Annotated in this window: 12 protein-coding genes; 4 read left to right on the forward strand and 8 right to left on the reverse strand. The window is 69.2% G+C overall.

Annotated features, from left to right (window positions below):
• Positions 1-81: 81 nt before the first annotated feature.
• Positions 82-381 carry a hypothetical protein gene (locus tag ASF94_RS13865; protein ID WP_056667423.1) on the reverse strand — a complete coding sequence of 100 codons (300 nt, stop codon included), beginning with the start codon at positions 379-381 and terminating at the stop codon, positions 82-84.
• A 130-nt stretch (positions 382-511) separates the two neighbouring features.
• Positions 512-979, reverse strand: a complete 468-nt coding sequence (locus ASF94_RS13870) for an Lrp/AsnC ligand binding domain-containing protein (RefSeq protein ID WP_056667425.1) — start codon at positions 977-979, stop codon at positions 512-514.
• Positions 980-1109: 130 nt separating this feature from the next.
• Here ASF94_RS13870 and putA point away from each other — a divergent pair, with 130 nt between their 5' ends.
• Positions 1110-4847, forward strand: coding sequence for a trifunctional transcriptional regulator/proline dehydrogenase/L-glutamate gamma-semialdehyde dehydrogenase (putA, locus tag ASF94_RS13875; protein ID WP_056667427.1), 3738 nt, complete (start codon positions 1110-1112; stop codon positions 4845-4847).
• A 135-nt stretch (positions 4848-4982) separates the two neighbouring features.
• On the opposite strand, the gene ASF94_RS13880 is transcribed toward putA, so the two are convergent.
• Positions 4983-5780 (reverse strand): DUF2325 domain-containing protein, encoded by a 798-nt coding sequence (locus tag ASF94_RS13880; RefSeq protein WP_056667432.1) that lies wholly within the window; start codon positions 5778-5780, stop codon positions 4983-4985.
• Between the two features lie 326 nt (positions 5781-6106).
• Here ASF94_RS13880 and ASF94_RS13885 point away from each other — a divergent pair, with 326 nt between their 5' ends.
• Positions 6107-6529 carry a Fur family transcriptional regulator gene (locus ASF94_RS13885; protein WP_056667435.1) on the forward strand — a complete coding sequence of 141 codons (423 nt, stop codon included), beginning with the start codon at positions 6107-6109 and terminating at the stop codon, positions 6527-6529.
• Between the two features lie 55 nt (positions 6530-6584).
• On the opposite strand, the gene ASF94_RS13890 is transcribed toward ASF94_RS13885, so the two are convergent.
• Both ASF94_RS13890 and gntA read right to left on the reverse strand, forming a co-directional pair.
• Positions 6585-7202, reverse strand: coding sequence for a DUF1989 domain-containing protein (locus tag ASF94_RS13890; protein WP_056667438.1), 618 nt, complete (start codon positions 7200-7202; stop codon positions 6585-6587).
• Positions 7195-7902: a guanitoxin biosynthesis heme-dependent pre-guanitoxin N-hydroxylase GntA gene (gene gntA / locus ASF94_RS13895; protein ID WP_056667441.1), complete on the reverse strand. Its 708-nt coding sequence runs from the start codon at positions 7900-7902 to the stop codon at positions 7195-7197. The genes ASF94_RS13890 and gntA overlap by 8 nt, the downstream gene beginning before the upstream one ends.
• Before the next feature lie 284 nt (positions 7903-8186).
• Between gntA and ASF94_RS13900 the strand changes: the two genes are divergently transcribed.
• Positions 8187-9461: a sorbosone dehydrogenase family protein gene (locus tag ASF94_RS13900; RefSeq protein ID WP_056667444.1), complete on the forward strand. Its 1275-nt coding sequence runs from the start codon at positions 8187-8189 to the stop codon at positions 9459-9461.
• A gap of 111 nt (positions 9462-9572) precedes the next feature.
• A complete protein-coding gene (locus ASF94_RS13905; protein WP_056667447.1) occupies positions 9573-11120 on the forward strand; it encodes a superoxide dismutase family protein in 1548 nt (515 codons plus the stop codon).
• Between the two features lie 81 nt (positions 11121-11201).
• On the opposite strand, the gene guaA is transcribed toward ASF94_RS13905, so the two are convergent.
• From guaA to ASF94_RS13920, 3 genes are read right to left on the reverse strand one after another with little or no spacing between them, the layout of a single operon-like run.
• Positions 11202-12821, reverse strand: coding sequence for a glutamine-hydrolyzing GMP synthase (guaA, locus tag ASF94_RS13910; RefSeq protein WP_056667449.1), 1620 nt, complete (start codon positions 12819-12821; stop codon positions 11202-11204).
• A gap of 59 nt (positions 12822-12880) precedes the next feature.
• Positions 12881-13321 (reverse strand): type II toxin-antitoxin system VapC family toxin, encoded by a 441-nt coding sequence (locus tag ASF94_RS13915; RefSeq protein WP_056667452.1) that lies wholly within the window; start codon positions 13319-13321, stop codon positions 12881-12883.
• Positions 13318-13581 carry a type II toxin-antitoxin system Phd/YefM family antitoxin gene (locus ASF94_RS13920; RefSeq protein WP_056667455.1) on the reverse strand — a complete coding sequence of 88 codons (264 nt, stop codon included), beginning with the start codon at positions 13579-13581 and terminating at the stop codon, positions 13318-13320. The genes ASF94_RS13915 and ASF94_RS13920 overlap by 4 nt, the downstream gene beginning before the upstream one ends.
• Positions 13582-13750: the final 169 nt, after the last annotated feature.

Genomic DNA, 13750 nt, shown 5'->3' on the forward strand with positions numbered 1-13750 from the left:
CCGCCATTGTCTCAGGCTGCGGGGCGGCCGACCGGCGCCGCGGGCCGGCGGCTGCGCGAGGGACAGGTCGGGCGCGGCGCCTCAGCCCCGGTCGGCGCGGGCCGGGCGGGGCACGTAGCCCACGGCGTTGTAGCCGGTGCTGCCCGGCAGGCGGTTGATCTCGATCTCGCAGCCATAGGTGTCGAGCGTGAACACCATGGTGCTGCCCGGCGCCACGCGGGGCAGCGTCTCATGCAGCTGGCGCGACATGTCCACCGGGGGCAGCTGGGAGCGGTAGATCACCTGCTTGTCGGCCGAATACACCACGTAGCACGCCGCCAGGGCACCCTGGCTGCAAAGACCTGCCAGCAACGCGGCGGCGGCAAGGCGAATGGATCGCATGGCTTTTCCCTCGATTCGGTGATGGATACGGAGGGCGATTATTGCGGAGCCGGTGCCCAAACGTGCCGGGCGAACACGCACATTTCGTGTCAGCGGCACCGCTCAGGGCAGCGCAGTGGGGGGGCAGGCCTCAGCCAATGGGCAGATGGCTCGAGTGCTTGACCTCTTCCATCACCGCGTAGGTGCGGGTTTCGCGCACCCCCGGCAGCTGCCACAGCACATTGCCGGCGAAGGCGCGGTAGGCCGTCATGTCGGCGCTGCGGGTCTTGAGCAGGTAGTCGAACCCGCCAGCCACCATGTGGCACTCCATGATCTCGGGATGCACCTGCACGGCGACCTTGAACTGGTCGAACACGTTGGGCGTGGTGCGGTCCAGCAAGACCTCGACGAACACCAGCATGCCGGCGCCGAGCTTGAGCGGATCGAGCCGGGCTTCATACCCCAGGATGAAGCCGTCGCGCGTGAGGCGCTGCACGCGCGCCAGCACGGCCGTGGGCGATAGCGCCACCGCCTCGGCGAGCTTCAGGTTGGCGATGCGGCCGTCCTCTTGAAGAATCTTCAGGATCTTGCGGTCGATGCGGTCCAGATCGTGCTGCATGGCGATTAGCTCTGGCGAATGATTCGGTGATACATGCCATTTTCAGTGATTTATTCACCCCGCAAAGCCAGATCATCGCCACATCCCCGGCCCGCGCGTGCGCCGGGCCAGCTTTCAACCTCCGCCAGCCATGCCCCAACCCCTTGCCGCCTTCGCTCCCCGCCCTGCCGACCCGGCACTGCGCCAGGCCATCACCGACGCCTACCGGCGGCCTGAGCCCGAGGCGCTGGCCCCGCTGCTGGAATCTTCCCGCCTGCCGCAGCCGATGGCGGCCGACATCCAGGCGATGGCGCTGCGCCTGGCCGGTGGCCTGCGCGAGCGCAAGAGCGCGGGCGGGCGCGCCGGCATCGTGCAGGGGCTGCTGCAGGAGTTCGCGCTCTCGTCGCAGGAGGGGGTGGCGCTGATGTGCCTGGCCGAGGCGCTGCTGCGCATTCCCGATGCCGCCACGCGCGACGCGTTGATCCGCGACAAGATCAGCCACGGCGACTGGGAGCCGCACCTGGGCAAGAGCCCGTCGCTCTTCGTCAACGCCGCCACCTGGGGCCTGCTGCTGACCGGCAAGCTCGTGGCCACGCACAGCGAGACGGGCCTGACGGCTTCCTTGCGCCGGCTCACGGCCAAGGGTGGCGAGCCGCTGATCCGCAAGGGCGTGGACATGGCCATGCGAATGATGGGCGAGCAGTTCGTCACGGGCGAAACCATCGCCCAGGCACTGGTGCACGCGCAGCCGCTGGAAGCGCAGGGCTTTCGATATTCGTACGACATGCTGGGCGAAGCCGCACTCACCGCACAGGACGCGGCGCGGTATCTCGCCTCGTACGTGGAAGCGATCCACGCCATCGGCCGTGCATCGGCCGGGCGCGGCGTGTACGAAGGCCCCGGCATCTCGATCAAGCTGTCCGCCCTGCACCCCCGCTACAGCCGCGCGCAGCACGCCCGGGTGATGGACGAGCTGTACCCCATCCTCCTGCAGCTGACCGAACTGGCGCGGGGCTACGACATCGGCCTCAACATCGACGCGGAAGAAGCCGACCGGCTGGAGCTGTCGCTCGACTTGCTGGAGCGCCTCTGCCACGCCCCGTCGCTGGCCGGCTGGAACGGCATCGGCTCCGTCATCCAGGCCTACCAGAAGCGCTGCCCGTTCGTCATCGACTACTGCGTCGACCTGGCCCGCCGCAGCGGCCACCGGCTGATGGTCCGCCTCGTCAAGGGCGCCTACTGGGACAGCGAGATCAAGCGCGCCCAGGTCGAGGGCCTGGCCGACTACCCCGTCTACACGCGCAAGGCGCACACCGATGTCTCCTACATCGCCTGCGCCCGCAAGCTGCTGGCGGCACCCGACGCGGTGTACCCGCAGTTCGCCACGCACAACGCACAGACGCTGGCCACCATCTACCAGCTGGCCGACCCTGCCGCCTGGCAGCCCGGGCAATATGAGTTCCAGTGCCTGCACGGCATGGGCGAGCCGCTCTACGAGCAGGTGGTGGGCGCCGCCGGACTGGGCCGGCCGTGCCGCATCTACGCGCCGGTCGGCACGCATGAAACGCTGCTGGCCTACCTGGTGCGGCGCCTGCTGGAAAACGGTGCCAACACCTCGTTCGTGAACCGGGTGGCCGACGCCACGCTGCCGCTGGCCACGCTGGTGGGCGACCCGGTCGCCACCGTGGACGCCACGGCCGCGAGCGAGGGCCGCGCCGGGCTGCACCACCCGCGCATCCCCCTGCCGGCTGCTCTCTACGGCCCGGCCCGGGTCAACTCCTCGGGCATCGACCTGTCCAACGAGCACACGCTCACGGCGCTGAACGCCGCGCTGGCCGACAGCGCCACGCGCACCTGGCAGGCGGGGCCGATGATCGCCGGGCCGGTGCAGGCGGGCGCGGCCGCCCCTTCGGCGCTGCGCAACCCCGCCTGCCTGGCGGACGTCGTTGGCCAGGTGCAGGAGGCATCGCTCGCCGATGTGGACACCGCCATCGCAGCCGCCCAGGCCGCCCTGCCCGCCTGGGCCGCCACGCCGCCCGCCGAGCGCGCCGAGCTGCTGCTGCGCACGGCCGAGCTGCTGGAGGCCGGCATGCCCGAGCTGCTGGGCCTCTTGATGCGCGAAGCGGGCAAGACCTGCGCCAACGGCGTGGCCGAGGTGCGCGAGGCGGTGGACTTCCTGCGCTACTACGCCGCGCAGACGGCCCAGCACCTGGACAACGCCACGCACCGCCCGCTGGGGCCGGTGGTGTGCATCAGCCCGTGGAATTTCCCGCTGGCCATCTTCATGGGCCAGGTGGCTGCGGCGCTGGCTGCGGGCAACACGGTGCTGGCCAAGCCGGCCGAGCAGACCCCGCTGGTCGCGGCCCTGGCCGTGCAGGCGCTGCACCGGGCCGGCGTGCCCGCAGCCGCGGTGCAACTGCTGCCCGGCGCGGGCGACACCGTCGGCGCGCGGCTGGTGGCCGATGAGCGCGTGATGGGGGTGATGTTCACCGGCTCCACCGAGGTCGCCCGCCTGCTGCAGCGCGCGGTGGCGGGCCGGCTGGACGCGCAGGGCCAGCCGATCCCGCTCATCGCGGAAACCGGCGGGCAGAACGCGATGATCGTGGACTCGTCTGCCCTGGTGGAGCAGGTGGTGGCCGACGTCGTGGCCTCGGCCTTCGACAGCGCCGGCCAGCGTTGTTCTGCCCTGCGCGTGCTGTGCGTGCAGGCCGACGCGGCCGACCGGGTGCTGGCCATGTTGCGCGGCGCCATGGGCGAGCTGCAGATGGGCGACCCGGGCCGCCTGGCCACCGACGTGGGCCCGGTGATCGACGCCGAGGCCCAGTCGGGCATCCAGCGGCACATCGATGCGCTGCGTGCCCAGGGCCGCGCCGTCTTCCAGCCCGCCGTGGCGCCCGAGGTGCTGGCGCAAGGCACCTACGTGCCCCCCACGCTGATCGAGCTGGACCGCATCGGCGAGCTGAAGCGCGAGGTGTTCGGCCCGGTGCTGCACGTGGTGCGCTACGAGCGCGCGCGGCTGGACGACCTGCTGGACGAGATCAACGCCACCGGCTATGGCCTGACGCAGGGCCTGCACACGCGCATCGACGAGACGGTCGAGCACGTGGTGCGCCGTGCCCATGCCGGCAACCTCTACGTCAACCGCAACATGGTGGGCGCGGTGGTGGGCGTGCAGCCCTTCGGGGGTGAGGGACTGTCGGGCACCGGGCCGAAGGCCGGCGGGCCGCTCTACCTGCTGCGCTTGCTGGCGTCGCACCCGGCGCAGGCGGCGCTGGCAGCCATCCGCAGCACCTCGGCCGCCGAGCCCGACAGCGCTGGGCAGGCCGACCGGCAGGCTCCGCTGCAGGCACTCGCAGCCTGGGCGCGTGCTTCGGGCAGCGGCGACACGGCCCTGGCCCAGCGGTGTTCGGTGCTGGCGGGCGCGTCGGTCGCCGGCCTGGCCTGCGCGCTGCCCGGCCCCACCGGCGAGCGCAACCAATACCTGCTGGCGGCGCGCGAGCGCACGCTGTGCCTGGCCGCCGACGACACCGACCGCCTGACGCAGCTGGCGGCCGTGCTGGCGGTGGGCGGCACCGCCGTCTGGCCGCGCCAGCAGGCCGCGGCCCTGCACGCCCGGCTGCCTGCGGCGGTGCAGGCCCGCATCGCCCTGGTGGATGACTGGCAGGATGCCGCGGCCGTACCGATCGACGCCGTGCTGCACCATGGCGATGCGCAGTCCCTGCGCAGCGTCTGCGAGGCCGTGGCCCGGCGCCCGGGCCCCATCGTCGGCGTGACGGGCCTGCGGCCGGGCGATGGCGAGGTGCCGCTGACGCGCCTGGTCATCGAGCGGTCGTTGAGCGTGAACACCGCTGCCGCAGGCGGCAACGCCAGTCTGATGACCATGGCCTGACCGGGAAGAGGCAGGGGTCGCCGCCGATCGCCATGGCCAATTGCCATGGCCGTCCAGGCGATGGCGGTGGCGCCCTGAAATCAAAGCCTTTTAGGCATCAAGCGCCCGTATTTAATAGGTCTTTAGCTACTATTTTTATAGCAAATGATCTGATTGGGCATGGTTGCTGGCCCTGGCGGCGTCCGGCGTGTCGGCCGACTGCAGCTCCCGCGTCCAGTGCACGACCTGCGGCCGGTCCACCATCACGCAAGCCTTGCCCGTCCGCTTGCAGTGATCCTGCACCCGCCAATAGTCGTTGTGGCCCAGGCACCCCGTCTGGCAGATCACCAGGTCGGCAGCGACCAGGCTGGCCTCCAGCGCCTGGGGATCAGCGCATTCCAGAGCCAGGGCATTGAAGGCGCCGGGGGTGTGCCGGGCTGCGGCTTCCTGGGGCACCGGGCTCCCAGCGCCCGGCCCCGACTGTCGCGTCACCCAGCCGCCGACGTCGCTGCGGGCGATCCACAGCACCGAACGCGGTAGCGTGGCCGACGGCTGGGGGTGTCGGCCCTCCGCGCGAGCACCCACGCCGCCATCGCTGGCCGGTCCGCCGCCCGCCGGGCCCGCGCCGCGGCCCGCACGCCATTGCCAGTGCAGCACCTCGCGGGCCAATGCCTGCATGCGCTGGGCCAGGTGCTCGGCCTGCGCAGCCAGGGCGCGGCGCCGGGGCAGGCCCGGCAGGCTGGCGACGAGCGCCGCGTGATCTTCCTGCGCAAACGCCCACTGGCTGTCGCGGACGATGGCCCGGGCTCGCAGCCGCATGGCCTGGGCCTGCAGCCGCTCGATCTCTTGCTCCTGCCAGGTCAACAGCTCAGTGCAACGCAGTTGCGACCGGCCGTAGTGGGCCAGCAGGGCGCGGTGTTCGCTCAACAGATGATCGAAAGGTGTGGTTGTCATGGGCGGGCGGAGCCGGTCGGGCAGCCGGCTAAGGGTTTGCAGGCGATTAGTTCAGCGGCTCCGGGCCCTGGATCCGGTCCACCGAACTGCATCCATTGAAAAAAGTTATTTCTCTGATTGATAACCATTCTCATTCAATGCTACACTGCCGTCAATCGCTGGCCAGTGCGCTGAATTTGCACCCGCCAGCCCCGGTTTCATCGTGGGGCGACTCCAGGACCATCCGGTCCGAAGGGTCGTTTTTGCCAGCCAACGGGTTTGTGCCCGCGTAGCCAGGCTTTTTTTCGCCCACGCAAGCCGCCGACGCTTCATCGCTTCCAGCCGCCATGTCCGCCGATCTCCAGGCCTCCGGCCTCAGACCCACCCTGCCCCGCATCCAGGTACTGGAGGCGTTTCGCACCAGCACCGAACGCCATCTGGCGGCGGAAGACGTCTATCGCCTGCTACTGCAGAAAGGCGTCGATCTGGGGCTGGCGACGGTGTACCGGGTGCTGGCACAGTTCGAGCAGACCGGCATGCTCAAGAAGAGCCAGCTCCATCAGGGCAAGGCGGTGTATGAGCTGAACGACGGAGAGCAGCACCACGGCCACGTCGTGTGCACTGCCACCGGCGCGGTGCATGAGTTCCACGACCCGGTGATCGAAGAGCGGTTGCGGGTCATCGCCGCGGGCATGGGGTTCAATCTGCACGCCTACACGCTGACCGCATACGGCCGGCCCGGCGGGGCGAGCCCGAGCGAGCCAGCATAGGCGCCCATCGGCAAACAGGCTTTTGCTGCCGGCGCCGTGGCGCCTGCGCCGGCCTTCAGTCGCCGTTGCAGGGGCGCGTGATGATTTCGTAGTCGATCGGCTTGAAGCTGCCGTTGTTCGAATTTTCCGCCGAGCAGGAGGTGAGCCCGCAGATCAGGTTCATCTCGGCACGCAGCTCGATGTAGTCGCCCGCCCGGGACAGCGGCGGCTTCACGGCGACCGCCCCGTCGGGGCCCACTTCGACGTTCATGAACACGTTGAAGGTCGTGCCGATCTGCTCCGGCCGAATGCCGAATTGGCCCAGTGCGGTGTACAGGTTTTCAAAGCAGCTCGGGTGGTGGCCCTGGTGCTTGTAGAGGATCTCGAACATCTCCTGGCTGCACGGCGTCAGCAGGAAGTCGTGCCGCCCCACGGTGTCTTCGAGGATGCGGAACATCACCCGGCTGTCGTTGGAATAGAGCGGATCCCCTTTGGTCAGGTAGATCGTCGACGCGTAGTCGATGCTGCGGCCCGATGACAGGGCGCAGCGGTGATCGTCTTCGGCGAACGCGAACAGATCGGCCACCTGCTCACCCATCGGGTCGTAGATACGCAGCACTTCGCTGGCGCGCAGCTGGAAGGCGACGCCCGACTGGGGCGGGATTCGGCAGGTGGAGTGGCGGCATTCATGCATGTTCGGGGGCCTTGGAATGAAACGGACATTTCCAGCCGGCCTCTACGGCGCGGCCTGAATACTGGCGGGCTTCGGACGATTCGCCGAAGCGGGCGAGCACCGGGTTGATCGAGCCCTGCAAGGCCACGTCGCGGGCGCGGATGGCGTCCTGCATCACCGTGTACTTGCCCGTGGCTTTCAGGTGCTCGAACTGTTGGTGGAAATTGAACACCAGGCTGGGGACGGGGGTGCGCCGCGCCAGGCGCGACGCGCCAGGGTGCAGTCCCACCACGAAGAATGCCCGGCCTCCGACGCTGAAGGAGAAATCCTCGCGCTCCGGGTCGTCGCTCACGCCCTCGGCCCATGCCGCGCCTTGCTCCCGGTCGTGTTCGTGCAACTGCTGCAGCTGCTGCCAGAGTGCCTGCTCGAAAGCCCGTTCATCGCCGGCGCCGTCGCCTTGCGGCTCGAAGAGGGCCACGAAGCTCACGGGCAGGTTGCCCGGGTCCGGGTACTCGGCCGAGAAATCCAGCAACTGCTGGTAAAGCGCTGCGGTATGGGCCGGATCGGCAAGGCGGCCGAAAGACCGCGTGTGCAGCCGCCCCTTGTTCAGCGCCGACTTCGCGCCGACGCAGGGAAACATCTTGTCTGCAACGAAGTCGTGAATGGCCGGATCGGGTGCTGCTGCCGGTGCGGCAGCAGGTTGGGAGGCGATGGAGTTCATGCATTGAAGCTAAGGGTGCGGCGCAGCCCCACCCGTTCCCGACAGGCCAGCTTGCTCGTGGGATCGGTCGCCCCACCGCTGTAGGCAACCACGCCACCGTTGGGTTCTCCGGCGAGGCCCACCTGGTGGCACGGGTGCGCTGCGGCCCAGGGCTGGCCGCCTCCTACAGCCACACGCGGCCGCAGATGGCAGGAGAGCTGGGCCTGTGCCAGAGGATGGCGGCAAACGCGGCAGCCCGCGGACCGCCGCCCCCTTCTTCCATCCGCTTCACGGAGCGCCCTCGCATGACAGCCCCCTCCCCTCTGCACCGTTCGGCCCTGCTCGCTGCCTGCCTGGCTGCCGCCCACTTCCATGCCATCGCGCAGCTTCCGCCCGGCGACGGCCCCGTGGCCGTGACTGGCGGCGTGGTGGAGCCGACCCCGGTGAAGTTCGATGACGGTCTGCTGCGCCAGCTCAAGGTGCCGGCCGGTTTCACGGTGTCCGTCTTTGCCCGCGATCTGCAGAACGTGCGCTGGCTGGTGGTGGCCCCGAATGGCGACGTGTATGCCAGCCGGCGCGAACAGGGCGACGTGCTGCTCTTGCGCGACACCGATGGCGATGGCCGAGCCGACCAGCAGAAGGTGGTGCTGCAAAACGCGAAATATGCCCACGGGCTCGCGCTGCGCGACAACCAGCTCTATCTGGTGACCGACAAGAAGGTGATGGTGGCGGAGGTGCAGACGGACGGCAGCCTGTCCACGCCGCGCGTGTTGCTGGACGACCTGCCCGACGCCGGGCAGCACCCCAACCGCACGCTGGCCTTCGGCCCGGACGGATGGCTGTACGTGACCGTCGGCTCGACCTGCAACAACTGCCGCGAGACGAATGGCGAATCGGCCACCATGGTGCGGATGCGGCCCGACGGCACGGGGCGCGAAGTGGTCGCACGCGGTTTGCGCAACACCATCGGCTTCGGCTGGCACCCCACCACGGGCACGCTCTGGGGCTTTGACCACGGCTCCGACTTCCAGGGCGACGACGAGCCGCCGGAAGAGCTGAACGCCATCCAGATGAACAAGCACTACGGCTGGCCGTTCTGCTGGGGCAACAAGCAGGTGACCCGCTTCCAGGTGAACGAGCCGCCGCAGACCACCAAGGCCGACTTCTGCCCCACCACCGAGGCACCGGTGCTGCAGTACACCGCGCACGCCGCGCCCATCGGCTTCGCGTTCTACAGCGCCACGCAATTTCCGCAGGAATACCGGGGCGACGCATTCGTGGCGTTCCGGGGCTCGTGGAACCGCTCGCAACCCAGTGGCTACAACGTGGTGCGTGTGCGCTTCGACGCCAACGGCCGGCCCACCGGCACGGAAGACTTCGTGAGTGGCTGGCTGATGCCGAACCCGCCCGCAGACCGGATGCAGCCCGGCCCCAAGCCGGCTGCGGCAGAAGCGCAAAAGGCCCAACGCCCGGCGCAGTTCGGCCGGCTGGCGGGGCTGGCAGTGGCGCGCGACGGATCGCTGCTGGTCGCCGAAGACCAGAACGGCGTGATCTACCGCGTGAGCTATCCGCGCCGTTGACCACCGCCGCCGCCCGCGGCACGACGGATCGCCACTGAACGCGAGTCCGGGCTGGACCGCCCAGCCCGCATCCCGGCCCCGGTTTTTCCACCTGTCACCACGAGGTTCTGCATGACCCAATCCCTGCTCCCGACCGTGCCCTCGGCTGCGGCCACGGCGGCCCTGGCGCTCTTGCTGAGCGGCTGCGCTGCGACCGGCAACTTCGACATGCCGCGCGCCGGCACGCCGCCCACGGACCCCGCCAACGGCATGCCAGCCACCCACGACGCGCGTGCCAATCCGGCTGCGGCTCCTGAAAGCGCCACGGCGCAAGTCGCCCTGTCGAACCCGGCGGGCGGCGCCGCGGGCCAGGCCACCCTGCGCGAACTGCCTGGCCGCTCGGGGGTGGAGATCGCCATCGAGGTACAGGGCATGGCGCCTGGACGGCACGGCTTTCACATCCATGCACACGGCGCCTGCGCGCCCGGGCCAGACGCGGCCACCGGGCAGATCGTTCCGTTCGGTGCCGCAGGCGGGCACTTCGACCCGTTCATGACGCGCAATCACGGCCGCCCAGGCCAGTCGGCGAACGACGCGCACGCCGGGGAACTGCCGAACATCGAGGTCGGCGCCGACGGCAGCGGCCGCCTGCGCTACACGAATCCGCATGTGACGTTGCAGCCTGGCGAGACGAGTGTGCTGGGCCGAACGCTGGTCGTGCATGAACGGGCAGACGACTACGCGAGCGACCCGGCGGGCGACTCGGGCGGACGCATCGCCTGCGGCCTGATCGAGCCGGCCGGCCCGAGCATGGTGACCGGCCGCGCCGTGTTCGAGGGCGCCAATGTGTTCCCCGAAGGCATCGCCATCGACCCCGCATCGGGCGTAGCCTATGTCGGATCCAGCACCGAAGGCCACATCTACCGCGTGGCTCCCGGGGCCGCGCAGGCGGAGCTGTTCCAGTCTGGCGGATCCCCTGGACGCCAGGCGGCCTACGGCATGGAGATCGACCGCCAAGGCCGGCTGTGGGTGGCGGGAGGCACGACCGACACGGTGGCGCTCGTCGACCTGAAGACGGCCGCCACGGTGCAAGTGGTGGAAGGCCCGAAGGACGGCCACGCCTTCCTCAACGACCTGGCGATGGCCGGGCCCTTCCTCTACGTGACCGACTCCTTCCGCCCGGTGCTCTGGCGCATCGACACCCGCCAGGGCCCGTCCGCCCGGCTGGAGCGCTGGCTCGACCTGCGCACCACCCCCGTTCGCTACAAGCCCAACGAGATCAACTGGAACGGCATCGTTGCCTCACCCGACGGGCGCTGGCTGCTGGCGGTGCAGCAGTCCACGGGCGAGCTCTGGCGCATCCACACCGAAACGCGCGCGGTGACTCCCGTGCGGCTGGAGGGCGGCGATCTGCAGCATGGCGACGGCCTGTTGCTGGTGGGCGCCACCGACCTCTACGTGGTGCGCAATGCCGCCCATGAGCTGGTACGGGTCACGCTGGCCACTGGCTGGGACAGCGGCCGGGTGGTGCAGCGCCTGCACGACCCGCGCCTGAAATACCCGACCACCGCCGCCCTGGCCGGCTCGGCGATGTGGGTGGTCAACGGCCAGACCGACAAGCAGAAGGCGCCGCCGCCGCTGCTGCCTTTCGACGTGCTCCGGATCGGGCTGCCGCGCTGAGCGGGCCGAGCGTCGCCAGGCCTGCGGGTGCCCGGCGCATCAGGCTGGCCAGCCCTTGCGGCGAGGGGGCTGGCCGCCTGATCACTCCCACTCGATCGTCGCTGGCGGCTTGCTGCTGACGTCGTAGGTCACGCGGTTGATGCCGCGCACTTCATTGATGATGCGGCCCGACACCTTCTTGAGCAGCGCGTAGGGCAGCTCAGCCCAGTCGGCCGTCATGAAGTCGCTGGTCTGCACCGCGCGCAGGGCCACGACGTAGTCGTACGTGCGGCCATCGCCCATCACGCCCACACTCTTGACCGGCAGGAACACCGTGAAGGCCTGGCTGGTCAGGTCGTACCAGCTCTTGCCGGTGGCGGGGTCGATGAAGTTGCGCAGCTCTTCGATGAAGATGTGGTCGGCCTCGCGCAGCAGGTCGGCGTATTCCTTCTTCACCTCGCCCAGAATCCGCACGCCCAGGCCCGGGCCCGGGAACGGGTGGCGGTAGACCATGGCGGGGGGCAGGCCCAGCGCCACGCCCAGTTCGCGCACTTCATCCTTGAACAGCTCGCGCAGCGGCTCCAGCAGCTTCAGGCCCAGCTGCTCGGGCAGGCCGCCGACGTTGTGGTGACTCTTGATGGTGACGGCCTTCTTGCTTTTGGCGCCGCCCGACTCGATCACGTCGGGGTAAATGGTGCCTTGGGCCAGGAAGGTCGCGCCCTTGTGGCCCCCATCGCCCGCCTTGAGCTTGGCGGCTTCCTGCTTGAACACGGTGACGAACTCGCCGCCGATGATCTTGCGCTTGGCTTCGGGCTCGCTCACGCCGGCCAGCTTGCCGAGGAAGAGTTCGCTGGCATCGACGCGGATGACCTTCGCGTGCAGCTTGCCCTCGAACATTTCCATCACCAGGTCGCCCTCGTTCAAGCGCAGCAGGCCGTGGTCGACGAACACGCAGGTGAGCTGGTCGCCGATGGCGCGGTGGATCAGCGCGGCCGCCACCGACGAGTCCACGCCGCCGGACAGGCCCAGGATGACCTCTTCGTCGCCCACCTGCTCGCGGATCTTCTGGACGGCTTCCTCGATGTAGTCGCCCATGACCCAGTCCGGAGAGGCCTTGCAGATGCCCAGCACGAAGCGGTCGAGCAGTGCCTTGCCCTGCACCGTGTGCGTGACTTCGGGGTGGAACTGCACGGCGTAGAAGCGGCGCGTCTCGTCGGCCATGCCGGCGATGGGACAGCTGGGGGTGCTGGCCATGAGCTTGAAGCCCGGGGGCAGCTCGGTGACCTTGTCGCCGTGGCTCATCCACACGTTCAGCATGCCGTGGCCTTCGGCCGTGGTGTAGTCGGCGATGTCTTTCAGCAGTTCGGTATGGCCATGCGCACGCACGGCGGCAAAACCGAATTCGCGCTGGTGGTGGCCTTCGACCTTGCCGCCCAGCTGGTGCGCCATGGTCTGCATGCCGTAGCAGATGCCCAGCACCGGCACGCCCAGCTCGAACACGGCCTGGGGCGCCTTGTCGGTGGTTTCCTCGTACACGCTTGCATGGCTGCCGGACAGGATCACGCCCTTGAGCGAGCCGTCCTTGGCGTATTCGCGGATCCACTCGTCGGTCACGTCGCACGGGTGGACCTCGCTGTAGACGTGGGCCTCGCGCACGCGGCGGGCGATGAGCTGGGTGACTTGCGAGCCGAAGTCGAGGATGAGGATTTTCTGGTGTTGCATGGTGGTCGGTCGGGTGCGAAACGGTGGTCGGGAAAAGGCGGAAAGAAAATGGCCGTCACTCAGAACGTGGACAGATCGAGCAACGCCACGCCGGTGCGCTTTGCGGCCTCGGCCTGGGCGGCATCGAAAGTGGCGAGCGGCAGGCGCAGCGAGCGCGCGAGCCAGAGGTACGCGGCGTCGTAAACCGGCAGGCCGGTGTCCAGCGCGACGTCGAGCACGGCCTTGTGCTGTGCCGGCGCCAGTTCGTGCAGCTCCACGCGGTGGCGGATGGCCTCGAGCACGGCCCACAGGCCTTCGACGGCGCCTGCGGGAATGCGGCCGGCATGCACGCCGCTGGCGATCAGGTTGCCGCACTCCCACTGCCAGAGGTTCGGTGCCTGCGGCTCGACCTCGTCGCGGCGGATGCGGGCATAGAGGCGCCGCGTGTGCTCGCTGGCCGCATCGGGCAGCAGCCAGGCGGCAGTCACGGAGGCATCGAGCACGAAGGCGGTGCTGGTCATGCGGCGGTGCTGCGCCCGTTGCGGCGCAGGGCCGGGGCTGCCGTATGCGCGGTCGCGGCACGGATGCTGGCATGCAGCACATCGATCTGCCCCAGCTCGCGCGCGATCTGCTCGTCGGTGATCACCGGCCGGCGCCGCACCGGCAGCATGCGCACCACCTCTTTTCCGTGCCGGGTGATGCGCACCTCCTCACCCTGCTCCACCGCTTCGATGAGCGCGGAAAAGCGGGTCTTGGCTTCATAAATGCCGACGGTCTGCATGCGCAAAGGGTTCCGGAAAAGAGAAAAATCTGGCCTGAACAAGAATTCAGACCAGACTTTACCAAACCGACCAAACCCTGGCAATCGGACCACCATCGCCAAGAAGGGTGACGAGATCGCGCCCGCCCAGGAAACGGCGGAGGAACCGGGCGCCATGGCGTGCTCCCAT

Source organism: Acidovorax sp. Leaf160 (genome assembly GCF_001424265.1).
Classification (GTDB): Bacteria; Pseudomonadota; Gammaproteobacteria; order Burkholderiales; family Burkholderiaceae_C; genus Paracidovorax.

What these genes read in the sequence shown, in the direction of transcription:
- putA (WP_056667427.1), top strand. Translation starts at nt 1,110, where the DNA reads ATGCCCCAACCCCTTGCCGCCTTCGCTCCCCGCCCTGCCGACCCGGCA.
- guaA (WP_056667449.1), bottom strand. Translation starts at nt 12,821, where the DNA reads ATGCAACACCAGAAAATCCTCATCCTCGACTTCGGCTCGCAAGTCACC.
- ASF94_RS13885 (WP_056667435.1), top strand. Translation starts at nt 6,107, where the DNA reads ATGTCCGCCGATCTCCAGGCCTCCGGCCTCAGACCCACCCTGCCCCGC.
- ASF94_RS13900 (WP_056667444.1), top strand. Translation starts at nt 8,187, where the DNA reads ATGACAGCCCCCTCCCCTCTGCACCGTTCGGCCCTGCTCGCTGCCTGC.
- gntA (WP_056667441.1), bottom strand. Translation starts at nt 7,902, where the DNA reads ATGAACTCCATCGCCTCCCAACCTGCTGCCGCACCGGCAGCAGCACCC.
- ASF94_RS13890 (WP_056667438.1), bottom strand. Translation starts at nt 7,202, where the DNA reads ATGCATGAATGCCGCCACTCCACCTGCCGAATCCCGCCCCAGTCGGGC.
- ASF94_RS13870 (WP_056667425.1), bottom strand. Translation starts at nt 979, where the DNA reads ATGCAGCACGATCTGGACCGCATCGACCGCAAGATCCTGAAGATTCTT.
- ASF94_RS13880 (WP_056667432.1), bottom strand. Translation starts at nt 5,780, where the DNA reads ATGACAACCACACCTTTCGATCATCTGTTGAGCGAACACCGCGCCCTG.
- ASF94_RS13905 (WP_056667447.1), top strand. Translation starts at nt 9,573, where the DNA reads ATGACCCAATCCCTGCTCCCGACCGTGCCCTCGGCTGCGGCCACGGCG.
- ASF94_RS13865 (WP_056667423.1), bottom strand. Translation starts at nt 381, where the DNA reads ATGCGATCCATTCGCCTTGCCGCCGCCGCGTTGCTGGCAGGTCTTTGC.
- ASF94_RS13915 (WP_056667452.1), bottom strand. Translation starts at nt 13,321, where the DNA reads ATGACCAGCACCGCCTTCGTGCTCGATGCCTCCGTGACTGCCGCCTGG.
- ASF94_RS13920 (WP_056667455.1), bottom strand. Translation starts at nt 13,581, where the DNA reads ATGCAGACCGTCGGCATTTATGAAGCCAAGACCCGCTTTTCCGCGCTC.